At 61.8% G+C, this 15,719-nt stretch carries 15 protein-coding genes and 1 tRNA gene; 6 read left to right on the plus strand and 10 right to left on the minus strand.

All coding sequences use genetic code 11. From position 1 onward, the window contains the following. A tRNA-Tyr gene (locus tag ABI546_RS17235) sits at nt 1-86 on the minus strand. Nucleotides 87-466: 380 nt separating this feature from the next. Here ABI546_RS17235 and ABI546_RS17240 point away from each other — a divergent pair. Continuing rightward, the gene (locus ABI546_RS17240) at nt 467-1,465 is read left to right on the plus strand and encodes a patatin-like phospholipase family protein (protein ID WP_348048474.1); all 999 of its coding nucleotides are present in this window, start codon (nt 467-469) and stop codon (nt 1,463-1,465) included. A gap of 92 nt (nt 1,466-1,557) precedes the next feature. On the opposite strand, the gene ABI546_RS17245 is transcribed toward ABI546_RS17240, so the two are convergent. Beyond that, nucleotides 1,558-2,286 (minus strand): uracil-DNA glycosylase, encoded by a 729-nt coding sequence (locus ABI546_RS17245; protein WP_348048476.1) that lies wholly within the window; start codon nt 2,284-2,286, stop codon nt 1,558-1,560. Nucleotides 2,287-2,297: 11 nt separating this feature from the next. Next, nucleotides 2,298-3,104, minus strand: coding sequence for an indole-3-glycerol phosphate synthase TrpC (gene trpC, locus ABI546_RS17250; protein ID WP_348048478.1), 807 nt, complete (start codon nt 3,102-3,104; stop codon nt 2,298-2,300). A gap of 170 nt (nt 3,105-3,274) precedes the next feature. On the opposite strand from trpC, the gene ABI546_RS17255 reads away from it, so the two are divergent. The 4 genes from ABI546_RS17255 (at nt 3,275) to ABI546_RS17270 (ending at nt 8,242) form a co-directional block, all read left to right on the plus strand. Next, a complete protein-coding gene (locus ABI546_RS17255) occupies nt 3,275-4,051 on the plus strand; it encodes an inositol monophosphatase family protein (RefSeq protein ID WP_348048480.1) in 777 nt (258 codons plus the stop codon). A gap of 67 nt (nt 4,052-4,118) precedes the next feature. Continuing rightward, the gene (locus ABI546_RS17260) at nt 4,119-5,159 is read left to right on the plus strand and encodes an ABC transporter substrate-binding protein (RefSeq protein ID WP_348048482.1); all 1,041 of its coding nucleotides are present in this window, start codon (nt 4,119-4,121) and stop codon (nt 5,157-5,159) included. Nucleotides 5,160-5,210: 51 nt separating this feature from the next. Then, entirely contained in the window at nt 5,211-7,124 is a 1,914-nt protein-coding gene (locus ABI546_RS17265; RefSeq protein ID WP_348048484.1) for an iron ABC transporter permease, read from the plus strand. A 56-nt stretch (nt 7,125-7,180) separates the two neighbouring features. Continuing rightward, nucleotides 7,181-8,242, plus strand: coding sequence for an ABC transporter ATP-binding protein (locus tag ABI546_RS17270; protein ID WP_348048486.1), 1,062 nt, complete (start codon nt 7,181-7,183; stop codon nt 8,240-8,242). Nucleotides 8,243-8,275: 33 nt separating this feature from the next. On the opposite strand, the gene trpD is transcribed toward ABI546_RS17270, so the two are convergent. From trpD to trpE, 6 genes are all read right to left on the minus strand, one after another. Then, nucleotides 8,276-9,316 (minus strand): anthranilate phosphoribosyltransferase, encoded by a 1,041-nt coding sequence (gene trpD, locus ABI546_RS17275; RefSeq protein ID WP_348048488.1) that lies wholly within the window; start codon nt 9,314-9,316, stop codon nt 8,276-8,278. 65 nt (nt 9,317-9,381) lie between these two features. Beyond that, nucleotides 9,382-10,047, minus strand: a complete 666-nt coding sequence (locus ABI546_RS17280; RefSeq protein WP_348048490.1) for a LysE family translocator — start codon at nt 10,045-10,047, stop codon at nt 9,382-9,384. Between the two features lie 22 nt (nt 10,048-10,069). Next, nucleotides 10,070-11,122 (minus strand): low-specificity L-threonine aldolase, encoded by a 1,053-nt coding sequence (gene ltaE, locus ABI546_RS17285; protein ID WP_348048492.1) that lies wholly within the window; start codon nt 11,120-11,122, stop codon nt 10,070-10,072. 60 nt (nt 11,123-11,182) lie between these two features. Next, nucleotides 11,183-11,764 carry an aminodeoxychorismate/anthranilate synthase component II gene (locus ABI546_RS17290; RefSeq protein WP_348048494.1) on the minus strand — a complete coding sequence of 194 codons (582 nt, stop codon included), beginning with the start codon at nt 11,762-11,764 and terminating at the stop codon, nt 11,183-11,185. Nucleotides 11,765-11,767: 3 nt separating this feature from the next. Beyond that, nucleotides 11,768-12,088, minus strand: a complete 321-nt coding sequence (locus tag ABI546_RS17295) for a chorismate mutase (protein WP_348048496.1) — start codon at nt 12,086-12,088, stop codon at nt 11,768-11,770. Then, nucleotides 12,085-13,584, minus strand: a complete 1,500-nt coding sequence (gene trpE / locus ABI546_RS17300; RefSeq protein WP_348048498.1) for an anthranilate synthase component I — start codon at nt 13,582-13,584, stop codon at nt 12,085-12,087. Before trpE ends, ABI546_RS17295 begins: the two co-directional genes overlap by 4 nt. 449 nt (nt 13,585-14,033) lie before the next feature. On the opposite strand from trpE, the gene ABI546_RS17305 reads away from it, so the two are divergent. Then, on the plus strand, nt 14,034-14,621 hold the full coding sequence (locus ABI546_RS17305; RefSeq protein ID WP_348048500.1) for a chalcone isomerase family protein: 588 nt from the start codon (nt 14,034-14,036) through the stop codon (nt 14,619-14,621). A 43-nt stretch (nt 14,622-14,664) separates the two neighbouring features. Here the strand turns inward: ABI546_RS17305 and gph are convergent, their stop codons facing one another. Next, nucleotides 14,665-15,369, minus strand: coding sequence for a phosphoglycolate phosphatase (gph, locus tag ABI546_RS17310; RefSeq protein ID WP_348048502.1), 705 nt, complete (start codon nt 15,367-15,369; stop codon nt 14,665-14,667). Nucleotides 15,370-15,719 lie beyond the last annotated feature (350 nt).

The following is a 15,719-nucleotide window of genomic DNA, read 5'->3' on the forward strand; positions in this document are numbered from 1 at the left end:
TGGTGGATGGGGCTGGATTCGAACCAGCGTACGCGTTAGCGAACAGATTTACAGTCTGCCTCCTTTAGCCACTCGGACACCCATCCTTCAAGCGAACCTCGGATTATGCCACGGTTTTATGTCGAACGAAATGCCGGGAGATGGCAAAAACCATGAAAAAGTGCCGTCCACCAGTTCCGGAGGCGCTGGCAGTGGGCCCGCCGCATGCTCAACGCATAACTCGCCGCCCGGCCGTTGCCTCATTGCCGCGCGTAACCAGGTTGCGGCATGATGGGTATTGCCGCTCCACGAGCCAGCCAGGGCCTGGATTTTGCGGTTTGCCACCTTCGCGGCCGCCCTTCAGAAGCCCAACATCACCCAATGAGCACTATTCTTCCGCCTTCCCCGCCGCCAGAACCGTCCTCCCTGCGCCGGGTCAACCTGGCTTTGCAAGGCGGCGGCCTCCCACGGCGCATTCACCTGGGGCGTGCTGGACGCCCTGCTGGAAGACGAGCGCATCCAGTTTGATGGCATCAGCGGCGCCAGCGCAGGAGCCGTGAATGCCGTGGCGCTGGCCCACGGATTCGCCATGACACCCAAAGGCGAAGCCCATGAAAAAAGCAGCCGGGAGGCGGCGCGCGCATCACTCAGCCGGATCTGGCAGGGCATTGCCGCCATGGGCAGCCTGGGCTCCGTGGCCGACAGCCTCAGCAAGATGCTCATAGGCGGCTGGGCTGCAAGTGGAGTGAGCACAAACTTAATTGGAAGTGCGATGACGCAATGGATGTCACCGTACCAGTCCAATCCGCTGGACATCAACCCGCTGCGCAAGTTGCTGCAGGCAGAAATTGACTTCCACGCCATTGGCAACCTGCATGCACCCAAGGCTTTTGTCTCCGCCACCCACGTGACCACCGGCCGGGCGGAGATTTTTTCGGGCAAACGCCTGACGCTGCAGGCGGTCACCGCGTCCACCTGCCTACCGACGCTTTTTCAGGCGGTGGAAATTGATGGGGAGCACTACTGGGATGGCGGGTTTTCGAGCAACCCTTCGCTGCTGCCGCTGATCAGCGAATGCAGTAGCCGCGACATCATCGTGGTGCAGATCAACCCCCTGCGGCGCCCCGAGATTCCCCACACGCCCCACGACATCGCCGATCGGGTGAACGAGCTGACCTTCAACGCCAGCCTGCTGTCTCAGATGCGCACCATCGACTTCATCAACCGCCTGCTGGCCGACGGCCGCCTGAAAGAAGGCGAAAAATACAAAAGCCTTTTGCTGCACCGGATCGACGGCGGTGAGGCCCTGGAAAGCCTTCCCTCGTCCAGCAAAATGTCGACCGACACGGCCATGATCGAGAAATTGTTTGAAATGGGCCAGGGCGCCGCCAAACGCTGGCTGCGCCGGCATTTTGAAGCGCTGAGCCTGCAAAGCACGGTCAATATCCGGCGCGACTATGTGGGAAGCCTTCCCGCAGAGTTTTAGCTGTTTTTACCCTGGATTTTCAGTGTTTTCGGGCACTCACCCAGACAGGTCATGCGCGAGCAGCTATCAAAACAATAGCGATTTCAGGTATCTCAGGTCTTCTTCTGGTGGGCCTCGCGCCATTCCCGCGCCTGAGAGAAATGGCCACAGCCGATAAAAGGCAAAGGCGGCCGCAATGCCGACAGCGGTGATGGATGGTTGGCAACCAGCACCTTGTGCCTTCCGGCATCAATCAGCGCGCGCTTGCTCTGGGCGTGGGCGCCCCACAGCATGAACACCACCGGGTTCTCACCTTCGGCCACCTGCCGGATCAGCGTGTCCGTCAACACTTCCCATCCTTTGCCCGCATGGCTGGCCGGCAGCGCCTCTTCTACCGTGAGGCAGGTGTTGAGCAGCAGCACGCCGTGCGCGGCCCATTTCACCAGGCTGCCGCCGGGCACGGGAAACGGCGGCGGCGGCGTGCCCAGGTCGCGCTGCAATTCTTTGAAGATGTTGCGCAGCGAGGGCGGCAAGGCCACGCCGGGCGCCACGGAAAACGCCAGCCCCTCGGCCTGGCCCAAGCCGTGATACGGGTCCTGCCCCAGGATCACCACGCGCACCTCTTCGGGCGGCGTGAGTTCGAGCGCGCGCAGCGGTTGGGGCGGAAAAATCACCGCGCCCTCTGACAGCCGGGCCCTCAGAAAACCCAGCAGCTTCGCGCCGGTCGGGCTGTGGAAAAAAGCATCTGTGGTCGCGCGCCAGCCGGGCGCCACCGGCCAGGCGGCGGGCTCGGCACGCGTCAGGCGGTCCGGCGAGGGCGGCAGGCCATCGAGCTGGTGCATGTGGCCTGGACTTACTTTTTGCCGAACAGCTGGGCCAGCGCCAGGCCGGGCTCTTCGGCGCGCATGAAGGCCTCACCGACGAGAAAGGCATTGACGCCGGCTTCCCGCATGCGCTGCACATCCGCCGGCGTGGCAATGCCCGACTCGGTGATCAGCAAGCGGTCCGCCGGGACTTTGCCCAGCATGCCCAGCGTGGTATCGAGGGAGACCTCAAATGTCTTGAGGTTGCGGTTGTTGATACCGATCAATGGGGTCTTTAGCTTGAGGGCGCGCTCCAGTTCAGCGTCGTCATGCACTTCGACCAGCACGGCCATGTCCAGCGACATGGCAAGGGCTTCCAGCGACTTCATCTGCACGTCGTCCAGACAGGCAGCGATCAACAAAATGCAGTCCGCGCCCATCACGCGAGCCTCGTACACCTGATAGGAGTCCACCATGAAGTCCTTGCGCAGCACCGGCAGGCTGCAGGAGGCTCGTGCCTGCTTCAGGTAGTCAATGCTGCCCTGAAAAAATTGCTTGTCGGTCAGCACGGAAAGGCAGGCGGCGTTGATCTCCCCGTCTCCCTCGGCATAACTCTGCGCGATGTCGGCCGGGATGAAGTCGGCACGCAGCACGCCCTTGGACGGGCTCGCCTTCTTGATTTCGGCAATCACCGCGGGCTGACCGGCCGCGATCTTCTGGCGCAATGCGCCCACAAAGTCACGCGTCAACACGCGCGACTCGGCGTCGGCGCGCATGGCGGCCAGGGGTTTGAGTTTCGCAGCAGCGGCAATTTCGTCGCGCTTGACCGCGATGATCTGGTTCAGGATATCGGACATGGCCTGATTTTGGCAGATGCGGCAGCACCGCTCGCGTCCCGTGGTTTTCGTGGCTGGTTAGCGGAAACCCGCTACAAGCGCGCAAGCCCTGCGGCTAGTATTTCCCTCACCCACTTCGCGCTGCATTGCCTGGCTTTGCTTTGTCTACCCGATACCTTCGCGCACCTCCCATGACCCCACTCACAGACACCCTTGAAGAAATTGTCCGCGCAGCCGGCGCCATGATGCGCGACGCGTTCAACGCGCCAGACAAACCGGCCTATTCACTCAAAGGCCGGCAGGACTACCTGACCGCCACGGACGGCGCCGTGGAGCAATTTGTGCGCGAGCAAATTGCACTGCGCTTTCCAGGCGACGCTGTGTTGGGCGAAGAAGGCGGAGGAGAGGTCGATGGAGCCCGTCTGTGGATTGTCGACCCCGTTGACGGGACGGCGAACTTTGCCCGGGCCATTCCGCATTTCTGCATCTCCCTCGGCCTCATGGTCAATGGCGAGCTCGAAGCCGGCGCCATCTATGAACCCATGCACGACGAACTCTTCATCGCGCAAAAAGGTCACGGCGCCTGGTGCAACGGCATCCGGCTGCAAGTCAGTGAGCAGGCCGAACTGCCCGCCTCCACGGTCGAAATTGGCTGGTCATCCCGCCTGTCGCCAGACCCCTATCTGGCGCTGGTCGGCCAGTGCATGCATGCGGGCTGCTCGGTGCGCCGCGCTGGCTCGGGTGCGCTGGGGCTGGCTTACGTGGCCGCGGGGCGGTGCGAAGCCTACGCCGAGGCCCATATCAATGCATGGGACGTTGCGGCTGGCTTGCTGCTGGTGCTGGAGGCGGGTGGACGTGTCAATGATTTCTGGGCTGGCGACGGGCTGACCCACGGAAGCCCCGTGCTGGCCACCAACGCCCGGCTGGGTGCCGAACTAAGCGTTTTAACGGGTATACCGCTGCGCTGACGGCTGATAAGGTGGCCTCACCGCTGCACCCAGGCGCCATTGACGACATACAAGAAGGAGACACCCCATGAAACCGTTCACGTTCAAATCACTTTTCCCAGGATTACTGCTGGCCGCCATGGCGTGCGCAACATCGCCCTCGGTTCACGCAGCGGAAGAGCTGGTGGTTTACTGCAACGTCCAGGAAGAATGGTGCCGGCCCATGGTGACCGCTTTCGAAAAAGCCACCGGCATCAAGGTGTCAATGACACGCAAGAGCTCGGGTGAAACGTATGCGCAAATCAAGGCCGAATCGGCCAATCCGCGCGGCGACATTTGGTGGGGCGGTACCGGCGATCCTCATCTTCAGGCGGCTGAAGAGGGCTTGACCGAGGCCTACAAATCACCCAAGCTGGCCGACCTGCAACCCTGGGCGGTGCGTCAGGCCGAGGCTTCCAAGTACCGCACGGTCGGTGTCTACGCCGGCGCTCTGGGCTTCAGCTTCAACACGGTCGAGCTGGCCAAACGCAAATTGCCCGAACCCAAATGCTGGGCCGACCTGATCAAGCCGGAGTTCAAGGGCGAAGTCCAGGTTGCCAACCCCAACTCGTCGGGCACTTCTTACACGCTGCTCGCCACCCTCGTACAGATCATGGGAGAGGACAAGGCATTCGACTACCTGAAGGCCCTGCATCGCAACATCAACCAATACACCAAGTCGGGCGCTGCGCCGGCCCGCGCGGCAGCTACCGGCGAGAGCATGATCGGCATCACCTTTCTGCACGACGCCGTCACGCACGCCGTGGCAGGCGCGCCGCTGAAGGTGGTCGCACCTTGCGAGGGCACGGGTTACGAGATCGGCAGCATGAGCATCATCAAAGGGGCCAAGAATATGGCCAACGCCAAAAAATGGTACGACTGGGCACTTACGGCTGAAGCACAGGACATTGCCACGGTAGCGCATTCATACCAGAACCCCTCCAATAAAAAAGCCGTGTTGCCGCCGCAGGCGCCCAAACTGGCCGACGTCAAGCTGATCGACTACAACTTCGCCAAGTACGGCGCTTCCGCCGAACGTTCCCGCCTGCTAAGCAAATGGGACAAGGACATCGGGGCCTTGCCCAAATAAACCGTAGATGCGCCTTATTGCCCATTCCGCCCCGACGCATCAGGCAACCACTTGACGATTCCCGTTGCAGTGACATCCGCGCGCGGGCGGGCTGATCCCCTCAGCTGGCTGCTGGCGGGCCTGGGGGTAGCAGCAGGCGTGCTGCTGATGCCGTGGACCCAGAGCTCGGCCTATATTGCCGGCGGGTGCGTGCTGGCCGCCATCGCAAGCTGGCTGGCCACACGCGCTGGCGCGTTCAAGAGCGATTCCGCCATTGCCGGCGTTGTCTGCGTCCTGTCGCTGCTACTGGGTATTTTTGTTGTCTACCCCATCGGGCGCATGCTGCTGGCGGCTTTCGTCGACGAGCGCGGCAACTGGCTGATCCAGACCGCTGCTGCCCGCTTTTTCAGCGAGGACATCTGGGGAGCGGGCTGCATTGTCGGCAGCGTCCGGTGTGGCGTCGCCATCAACTCCATCGTGCTGGCCAGCCTTGCCGGCATCGGAAGCACGCTTTTCGGTTTTGCCCTGGCGCTGCTGGCCGAGCGCGGCGGGCAGCGTTTTCGCGGCAGCCTTCGGGTGCTGTCCATCTTGCCGGTGGTCACGCCGCCCTTTGTCATTGGCCTGGCCATCATCATTTTGTTCGGCCGCACCGGCATCGTGACCCAGTTGATGAGCGACTGGTTCGGCATTGCCCGGTCGCGCTGGATCTACGGCCTGCCCGGCGTGCTGCTGGCGCAGGTGGTGTGCTTCACGCCTTTGGCTTTCCTGTTGATCAGTGGCGCGCTGCGCCTGGTGAGCCCGACGCTGGAGGAAGCCGGCCAGGTACTGAGAGGTTCGCCCTGGCATGTATTCCGCACCGTGACCTGGCCCCTGGTACGCCCGGCCATTGCCAACGCTTTCTTGCTGGGCTTTGTGGAAAGCCTGGCAGACTTTGCCAACCCCTTGGTGCTTTCCGGAAATTTCGAAGTACTGTCGACAAAAATCTTCTTCGCCATTGCCGGCGCGCAGCACGATGCTTCGCGCGCGGCAATCCTGGCCGTCACGCTGCTGCTGCTGACGGTCGGCATCTTTGCGCTGCAGCAGCGCTGGATCGGCAAGGCTTCCTATACCTCCGTGAGCGGAAAAGGCGACAGCGGCCTGCCCGCCGCACTGCCAACCGGCGTCAAATGGGGCGCACTGGCACTGGTGCTGCCCTGGGCCCTGCTCACGGTACTGTCGTACGGCATCATCATGCTCGGCGGCGTGGTCAAGGACATCGGACGGTTTGACCTGACCCCTTCGCTGCAGCACTTTCAGACCGGTTTTGGACTCGCATGGGGCGCGGGTGGCCTGGTGTTTTCGGGCTCGGCATGGAACAGCCTCTTCACCACGCTCGGCGTTGCGGCCGTCGCCGCACCCCTGACCACCGCATTGGGACTCCTGGGGGGCTACGTCGTCAGCCGCCATGTGTTCCGGGGACGGCGCGCGTTTGAATTTTTGACCATGGTGAACTTCGCGGTGCCCGGCACCGTGATCGGGGTGGCTTACATCGTCGCGTTCAACGTGCCACCGCTTGAGTTCACCGGAACCTTCGCCATCATCGTGTTGTGCCTGGTGTTTCGCAACATGCCGGTGGGCGTGAGGGCTACCGTGTCGGCCCTGTCGCAGCTGGACCGCTCACTGGACGAAGCCTCCGCCACGCTGCGGGCCAGCACATCGCGCACCTTCACGCGGATCGTCCTTCCGCTGCTGCGTCCTGCCATCATTGCCAGCCTGGTCTTCAGCTTTACGCATGCCATCACCGCCGTCAGCGCGGTGATTTTTCTGGCAACAGCCCAGCACAACCTCTCGACGGTCTATATCGCGGGGCGCGTCGAAGTCGGCGAGTACGCGCTGGCCATTGCTTATTCGTCGGTGCTCATCGTGATCATGCTGGTTTGCGTATTGCTGATCCAGCGTTTCATCGGCAATGCGGAGCTGGGCCGGCGCGCCGTGTCGACCGCCTGACCCCCGCACCAACCGCACAGCCACTCCGTTCCCACCCATTTCAAACAGGCCAAGCCATGACCCCGATACCCGCCGCAGTGGAATTTCAAGGCGTCGTCAAGCGTTTTGGCAAGGTCGTCGCGCTGCATCCGCTGGACCTGAGCATCGGGAAAGGGGAGTTGGTGACCTTGCTGGGCCCATCTGGATGCGGCAAGACGACACTGCTGCGGCTGATCGCCGGCCTGGAACTTCCTTCAGAAGGCACGATTCGCATCGATGGCCGCGACGTGACCGGCAAGTCGGCCAACCAGCGCGACGTGAGCCTGGTGTTCCAGTCCTATGCACTTTTCCCGCACATGAGCGCACTGGAAAACGTGTGCTACGGCCTGCTCGCATCCGGCACCAAGAAGCCCCAGGCCGTGGCGATGGCCAAAACCAAGATGGAACTGCTCGGCATTGCGGACCTGGGTGACCGCCTCTCGTCGGAGCTGTCCGGCGGGCAGCAACAACGTGTGGCGGTGGCACGGTCTTTGGTGCTGGAGCCTGCCGTGTTGATGTTTGACGAGCCTTTGTCCAACCTGGACGCTAAGCTGCGCCGCAAGGTGCGCCAGGACATCCGCGACCTTCAGCAAAGCCTGCGGCTCACCGTGGTGTACGTCACGCATGACCAGGAGGAAGCGCTGGCGGTGTCAGACCGCATCGTGGTGATGCGGCAAGGGCGCATTGCCGCCATGGGTGCGCCGCGCGAGTTGTACGAGGCGCCCGCCTCCAGTTTTGTGGCCGACTTTATTGGCGATGCCAACCTGATCAACGGCGAGCTGATCACCCTGCAGGGCCAGCACTTCTTCCGCGCGGACAAGGTCGATGTGCATGTGGTCCCACCGCCTGGCATGTCCGATGGCCCCGTGGCGTTGGCCATCCGTCCGCACCGCATCCGCATTGGGGAGGTGGAGGGAAGCACGCTGACCGGTAAAATCCTGCGGCAGGCTTATCTCGGCAGCCGGCTCGAAAGCCTGGTGCTCACACCGCTGGGCGAGCTGCTGGTGTTCAGCGACGCGCTGCTGAGCGTGGCCGGGCCCGGCAGCACGGTCGGCCTGCATTTCACCGCAACGGATGCCCGCGTAACTGCGCGGGAATAAATAACAGCCCGAAGATCTGCTGCCGGCAGACCGTCAGGCGAGCTTCTGGCTGTGGCTTGCCAGTTGATCAAGCTTGGCTCTCGCCGCGCCCGACTCGATCGCCGCCCGTGCCAGCACAATGCCGGCTTTCATCGAGTCAGCCACGTTGGCGGCATACAGCGCCGCACCCGCGTTCAGAATCACGATGTCGCGCGCGGCGCCGGGCTGGTTGTCGAGCACGCCCAGCAGCATCGCTTTCGACTGCTCAGGCGTTTCCACGCGCAACGCGCGGTTGCTGGCCATGGGCATGTCGAAATCTTCCGGGTGGATTTCGTATTCGGTGATTTCACCGTTCTTCAGTTCACCGACCACGGTGGCCGCGCCCAGGCTGACTTCGTCCATGCCGTCCTTGCCGTAAACCACCAGCGCGTGCTCGGCGCCCAGGCGCTGCAGCGCGCGGATCTGAATACCCACCAGATCGGAGTGAAACACGCCCATCAGGATGTTGGGCGCACTGGCCGGGTTGGTCAATGGACCGAGGATGTTGAAGATGGTGCGCACGCCGAGTTCCTTGCGGATGGGGCCAACGTTCTTCATCGCCGGGTGATGGTTGGGTGCAAACATGAAGCCCACGCCGACGTCCTCAATGCATTTGGCAATCGCCTCAGGCGTGAGGTTGATGTTGATGCCCAGCGACTCGATCACATCGGCACTGCCCGACTTGCTGCTGACACTGCGCCCGCCGTGCTTGCTGACCTTGGCACCGGCTGCTGCTGCCACAAACATGGAGCAGGTCGAGATGTTGAAAGTGTGCGAACCATCGCCGCCGGTGCCAACGATGTCGACCAGATGGGTCTTGTCGGCCACATTGACCTTGGTGGAAAACTCGCGCATGACTTGCGCGGCGGCGGTGATCTCGCCGATGGTTTCCTTCTTGACGCGCAGGCCGGTGATCAGCGCCGCCATCATCACGGGCGACATTTCGCCGCTCATGATCAAACGCATGATGTGCAGCATCTCATCATGGAAGATTTCGCGGTGCTCGATGGTGCGCTGCAGGGCTTCCTGCGGGGTGATCTTGTGGGTGTTGGGCATTGCGTGTCTCGCTTCTTGATGTTCTTTATTTTCCGACTTGACGTTTCTGGACTTAAGGGAATGGATCAGTTCACTGGATTATCGGAAAGAGCGAGCTTGATGCCGAAGCCGACAAACATGGCGCCGGCAACGCGCTCGAGCCAATGCATGCCGCGCTGCACGGCGCCCATGCGCTTGGCCATCCAGGCGGCCGCCAGGGCCCAACCGAAGCCGACCCACAGGCCATTGAAATTGAACAACAAACCTAGCAGCAAGAACGCCAGCGGCTTGTTCTCGATGTCGGGTGTGATGAACTGCGGCACAAAAGCCAGGAAGAACAGCGCCACCTTGGGGTTCAGCACGTTCGTCCAGAAACCCTGAAAAAATATGCTTTTTAGGGCTGTAGCCGACACAAAATCCGGGTCTTCAGCTACCAAATTAATAGCAGAAGGCTCGCCTGCCGCAGGCGCACGCGCCAGCAGCATGCGCAGCCCGACGTACACGAGGTAAGCCGCACCGGCCCACTTGAGGAGGGTGAAGGCCGTGGCGGAGGCAGCCATCAGCCCACTGACGCCCACGGCTGCGGCAAAAATGTGCACAAAGCAGCCGGTCGTGATGCCCAAGGCCGCCACCATGCCTGCGCGCGCACCCGAGCGCAGGGCGTGGGTGACGATGTACAGAACATCCGGACCGGGCGTGAGATTGAGCAACAGGCCGGCGGCAATAAATAAAAGCAGATGGTTGATGTCCATGAAGGGCTTTCAGGTTCGGCTGTCAGGCTTTGAGGAATTGGCGGATGGCCGCCACCGCACGGTCTACACCCGCGGTGTCCACGTCCAGATGAGTGACAAACCGCAGGCGGTACAGGCCGGTGGCTTCAATGCCCTGGTTGGCCAGGTGCTTGAGCAAGGCAGCGGACTGGTCCCGCGCCGCGCCGGTCAGGTCGACAAAGACGATGTTGGTTTGCGGTGGCTCCACCTGCAGGCCTTCAATGCCCGTCAGGCCATCCGCCAGATGCCTGGCCAGTGCGTGGTCTTGCGCCAGGCGGCCAACGTGGTGGTCGAGCGCATGCGACGCCGCAGCGGCCAGCATGCCCGCCTGGCGCATGCCGCCGCCGGCCATCTTGCGGATGCGGTGCGCCCGCGCGATGAATTCGCGTGATCCGCAGAGCGCCGAGCCGACCGGCGCGCCCAGGCCTTTGCTGAAACACACCGAGACGCTGTCAAAACAGTCTGCGATGCGGCGCGCTTCGGCCAGGGGATTGCTGCCGGTCTGCGCAGCTTGCGCCACTGCGGCGTTAAAGAGCCGCGCGCCGTCCAGGTGGCGGCTCAGGCCATGCTTTTTCGCCAACGCCGTGGCCTGCTGCACGTACTCGAAAGGCAGCAGCTTGCCGCCCAGCGTGTTTTCAAGTGCCAGCAAACGGGTGCGCGCGAAATGCGCATCGTCAGGCTTGATGGCCGCCTCGATATCGGCCAGGCTCAAGGTTCCGTCGGTGTGGTGGTTCAGCGGCTGCGGCTGCACGCTGCCAAACACCGCAGCGCCACCGCCTTCCCAGCGGTAGCAGTGCGCCATCTGGCCGACGATGTATTCGTCGCCGCGCTGGCAGTGGCTGAGGATTGCGCACAGATTGCTCTGTGTGCCGGTGGGTACAAACAGTGCGGCCTCAAAACCCAACAACCCGGCAATCTTTGCCTGCAAGGCATTGACGGCCGGGTCGTCACCAAAGACGTCGTCACCCAGCGGTGCGGCCTGCATGGCCTCACGCATGGCGGCTGTGGGACGGGTGACGGTGTCACTGCGCAGGTCAACGACCTTTTTTTCAGCCATTTCGGCCTCCAGCCCAATTGTGACGTGCGCAAGCAGCTATCAAAATAGTAGCGCCATGGATCATGCGGTCTGCTCCAGAAAGTTCTTCAGCATGGCGTGGCCGTGCTCGGTAAGGATGGATTCCGGATGGAACTGCACGCCCTGGATGGGCAGCTCCTTGTGGCGCACCCCCATGATCTCGCCGTCGTCGGTGCGCGCCGTGACAGTCAGCACGTCGGGGCAGGACGATGTTTCAATGGCCAGCGAGTGGTAGCGATTGACCACAAATTGCTCGGGTAGCCCGGCGAACAGGCCCTGCTGCGTGGTGGTGATGACGCTGGTCTTTCCATGCATGAGCTGCTGCGCCCGCACGATCTTGCCGCCAAAAGCGGCACCAATCGCCTGGTGGCCCAGGCAGACGCCCAGAATCGGCAGTTTGCCGGCGAAGTGCTGGATCGCGGCCACCGAAATACCGGCCTCGGCCGGCGAGCACGGGCCGGGCGACACCACCAGCAGGTCGGGTGCGCGCGTCGCGATCTCCGCCACCGTGATTTCGTCATTGCGGAACACTTCGACCTCGGCGCCCAGCTCGCCAAAATACTGGACGATGTTGTAGGTGAAGCTGTCGTAGTTGTCGATCATCAGGAGTTTGGTACGCGTCATGGTTCAGTCCTCCTGGCGCAGGCGTGCAAACTCGCCGCGCTCAAAATCAATGGATGCGGCGATCATGGCGCGGTAGGCCGCTTCCATGATGGCCTCGGGGGCGCCGGACGCACGAGCCTGTGCGCGCACGCGCTCGATGATGAATTCGATGCGCGCGTTGTCGACGATCTGGCTGGCGCTTTGCTTGATGCGCGCGGCCTGCGCAACGTAGGCGCTGCGCTCGGCAATCAAGGGTGCAATGCGGTCGTCCAGTGCATCGATATGGCGGCGCACGTCGGCCATGGTCTCGCAGTGCTCAACGGAGGGATGGGTCAGCGCGTTCATTCCAGACCCTCCTCGACCAACTCGGACGCCCGCAACAACGCACGCGCCTTGGCTTCGGTTTCCTTCCATTCGAGTTCGGCCACGGAATCGGCCACCACGCCGGCCGCCGCCTGCACATACAGCGTCTGGTCCTTGATGATGCCGGTGCGGATGGCAATGGCCACGTCCATGTCGCCGGCATAGCTAAGGTAGCCGCAGGCGCCGCCGTAGAGGCCCCGCTTGGTCGGCTCGAGCTGGTCGATCAGCTCCATGGCATGGACCTTGGGCGCACCGGTGAGCGTGCCGGCGGGAAAGGTCGCCTTGAGCACGTCCATGCTCGACATGCCATCGAGCAGTGTGCCTTCCACGTTGCTGACGATGTGCATCACGTGGCTGTAGCGCTCGACGGCGAAGGCCTCGGTCACCTTCACGGTACCGGTTTTCGCGATACGGCCGATGTCGTTGCGCGCCAGGTCAATCAGCATCACGTGTTCGGCGCGCTCTTTCGGGTCGTTCACCAGCTCGTGCTCCACCGCCTTGTCGCTTTCCGGGGACGAGGCGCGCGGCCGGGTACCTGCCAGCGGCCGAATGGTGATTTTTTGACCTTCCTCGATTTTCTCCTGGCGCACCAGGATCTCGGGTGACGCCCCCACGACGTGGAAGTCACCGAAATGGTAGTAGTACATGTAGGGCGACGGATTGAGCGAACGCAATGCGCGGTACAGGCTCAGCGGCGACTCGGTGTAGCGCTTCTTGATGCGCTGGCCGACCTGCACCTGCATGAAGTCGCCCGCCTCAATCAAGCGCTTGGCACGCTCCACGGCGGCGATGTAGTCAGCCTTGGCAAAATCGCGCTCGGCCGGATAGCTCTGCGACGGTTTCACCACCGGCGCGCTGACGGAATATTTCAGCTGGTCCTTCAATTCGCGCAGCCGCTTTTTGGCGTTGGCATAAGCCTCCGGTAGCGCCGGGTCGGCATAAACGATCAGGTAGAGCTTGCCCGAAAGGTTGTCGATCACGGCGAGCTCTTCACACTGCAACAGCAAGATGTCAGGGCAGCCGAGGGTATCCGGCGGACAGGAGTTTTCGAGTTTTTTCTCGACGTAGCGCACGGTGTCGTAGCCGAAGTAGCCCGCCAGACCACCGCAAAACCGCGGCAAGCCCGGCCGCAGCGCGACCTTGAAACGCTTTTGGTAATCGCTGATGAAGTCGAGCGGGTTGGCCCTGGAGGTTTCCACCACCTTGCCGTCCGTCACCACCTCCGTGAGGGTGTCAGGGCCAAAGCCGGACGTTCTGACCAGGGTGCGGGCGGGAAGGCCGATGAAGCTGTAGCGGCCAAAACGCTCGCCGCCCACCACCGACTCCAGCAGGAAGCTGAACTTGCCGCCGTCGCGCGAATGTGCCAGCTTGAGGTAGAGCGAAAGAGGTGTTTCGAGGTCGGCAAACGCCTCCACCATCAAGGGAATGCGGTTGTAGCCCTGGCCGGCCAGGCTTTTAAATTCGAGTTCTGTAATCACGGTGAGTCCTTCACAAGGAGGCCACGCGCTCAAAGGCGCAGCCACCTGTCATTCAAAATGCCCCGAGGAGTGGGGCCGGGATGCTCCAGCAAGTGCGGGAGCGCATCAAAGGGGGGTGTCGCTGAAGCTGCGGCAGATACGCGGGCAAGTGGCAGTGTGCCAGCCCGCGTGCGCCTCAGGCATGCGAGAAATGACAGGTACGCCAGGGCCAGGCTCCCCGGTCTGCACAACCTGTCTGAATGACGCGATGAATGAACATGAAGGCAAAGTGTAGCAAACAGCGCGGCGGATATCGGCCTTGGCCCGGGCGGTTGGCAAAGTTACAACAACTGGCAGTGGTGGCGAGCAGCGCTTATTCTCGCAAACCCTCTTGTAGGGGCCAGTAACTGAACTCAAAATGAGTTTATAAAAAAGAACGCTCGTACTATTTCAACCCTTGGAGACAACCCATGACTTTGACAACGCGATGCATTGCGGGACTGGCCGGCTTGATGCTGTCTTTCGGCGTTTTAGCCGCACCCATGGAGGTTTCGGGCATCAAGCTCGATGACCCGGTCGAGGTGAACGGCACCAAGCTCCAGCTTAACGGGGCGGGCATTCGCTACAAGGCCGTTTTCAAGGTGTATGTCGGCGCGCTCTATCTTGGGAAAAAGGCCGCCACGCCCGAAGAGGTGTATGCGGCACCGGGCGTCAAACGCATCAGCATCACGCTGCTGCGTGAAATCGATTCCAACGAACTCGGCAAGGGCTTCACCAAAGCCTTTGAGGAGAACACGCCCAAAACTGAAATGTCCAAATTGATTCCCGGGCTCATCAAGATGGGGCAGATATTTGCGAGCCAGAAAAAACTGCAGGCCGGGGACAACTTCACCATCGACTGGATTCCCGGCACCGGCACCATCATCACGGTCAAGGGAAAACCACAGGGCGAGCCTTTCAAGGAAGCAGAATTCTTCACCGCGCTGATGCGCATCTGGCTGGGCCCGCAGCCGGCCGACTGGAAACTCAAGGACGCCATGCTCGGCAAACCTGCCTGAACGGCGCCAGCTCGCTTTCTTCAGGGGGCCGAGGCCCCGTTTGTCATTTCTGCAGGTGCAATTCCGCCAGTGAGTCGATAAAACCATCGGCGTCCACATCGCGCACCGGCTCGCCATGGTTATAGCCATAAGTCACCAGCACCACCGGGCATCCGGCAGCCCGGGCGGCGCGTGCGTCATTGCTGGAGTCGCCGATCATCAGCGTGCGGGCCGGCGAAGTGCCAAGGCATTCACAGGTTTTCAGCAATGGCAATGGGTCGGGCTTTTTGCGCTCGAATGAATCTCCGCCGAAAACCTGCGTAAAAAAGCCGTCAAGGCCCTTCAGCTTGAGCAATTCCAGGGCAAACGCCAAAGGCTTGTTGGTCAGGCAGGCGAGGCGCAGTCCGGCTTGTTGCAATGTGCGCAAGCCTTCCGGAACGCCTGGGTAAACCGCGGAGTGCCGGCCGTTGATGCCGGTGTAATGCCGCTGGTAAGCAGCGAAGGCCGCATCGAAATTCGCTATCAAATTTATAGCTGACTGCGCGCTACCCATCTGTGCCCCTACGTGTTTCAGCGTAGACCGGACCAAGTGCTCCGAGCCTTTTCCGACCATGCGCTCCACTGTGGCCGCATCGAGCCCGGCAGCCGGCCAACGGCCAGGGAGCGTTTCGGCCAGCATCTGATTGAGGGCGGCCACAAAGTCCCCAAGGGTATCGACCATGGTGCCGTCCAGGTCGACGATGGCGGCGTCAAAAAGCTCGTGGTTCAAGGTAATAGAGTTCAAAACAAAGTAATAGAGTTCAAAACAACCACCTCATCTTAGGCGGGGCCCATTTAATAGAGTGTGAAACAAAAGAACACACCTCGTGACTATCGCGAAAAACACCTGATGTGGCGCAAAGTTTTCTGTTGATTAGGGGGATTGGCGGCACCCAATTCGCCTTACTAGCTGTCTTCGTGTCCGTTGCGGCCGACTGACTTCGCCGACAAGCAGCGTCCAAAGGGGAGCACCTGCGCTATGGAGCATCTACGTTGTTGAATTCCGCTGAAGTCTGACCCGAGTTTGGAGTGAACCCCTCGAGCTGGACCACGGGGCAGAGATGAACTGATACGCTAACT

Source organism: Polaromonas sp., from assembly GCF_039932935.1.
Lineage (GTDB): Bacteria > Pseudomonadota > Gammaproteobacteria > Burkholderiales > Burkholderiaceae_C > Polaromonas.

Coding starts and splice junctions, on each gene's coding strand:
- ABI546_RS17270 (WP_348048486.1), top strand. CDS start 7,181: ATGACCCCGATACCCGCCGCAGTGGAATTTCAAGGCGTCGTCAAGCGT.
- trpD (WP_348048488.1), bottom strand. CDS start 9,316: ATGCCCAACACCCACAAGATCACCCCGCAGGAAGCCCTGCAGCGCACC.
- ABI546_RS17245 (WP_348048476.1), bottom strand. CDS start 2,286: ATGCACCAGCTCGATGGCCTGCCGCCCTCGCCGGACCGCCTGACGCGT.
- ABI546_RS17260 (WP_348048482.1), top strand. CDS start 4,119: ATGAAACCGTTCACGTTCAAATCACTTTTCCCAGGATTACTGCTGGCC.
- ltaE (WP_348048492.1), bottom strand. CDS start 11,122: ATGGCTGAAAAAAAGGTCGTTGACCTGCGCAGTGACACCGTCACCCGT.
- ABI546_RS17290 (WP_348048494.1), bottom strand. CDS start 11,764: ATGACGCGTACCAAACTCCTGATGATCGACAACTACGACAGCTTCACC.
- trpC (WP_348048478.1), bottom strand. CDS start 3,104: ATGTCCGATATCCTGAACCAGATCATCGCGGTCAAGCGCGACGAAATT.
- ABI546_RS17255 (WP_348048480.1), top strand. CDS start 3,275: ATGACCCCACTCACAGACACCCTTGAAGAAATTGTCCGCGCAGCCGGC.
- ABI546_RS17305 (WP_348048500.1), top strand. CDS start 14,034: ATGACTTTGACAACGCGATGCATTGCGGGACTGGCCGGCTTGATGCTG.
- ABI546_RS17295 (WP_348048496.1), bottom strand. CDS start 12,088: ATGAACGCGCTGACCCATCCCTCCGTTGAGCACTGCGAGACCATGGCC.
- ABI546_RS17280 (WP_348048490.1), bottom strand. CDS start 10,047: ATGGACATCAACCATCTGCTTTTATTTATTGCCGCCGGCCTGTTGCTC.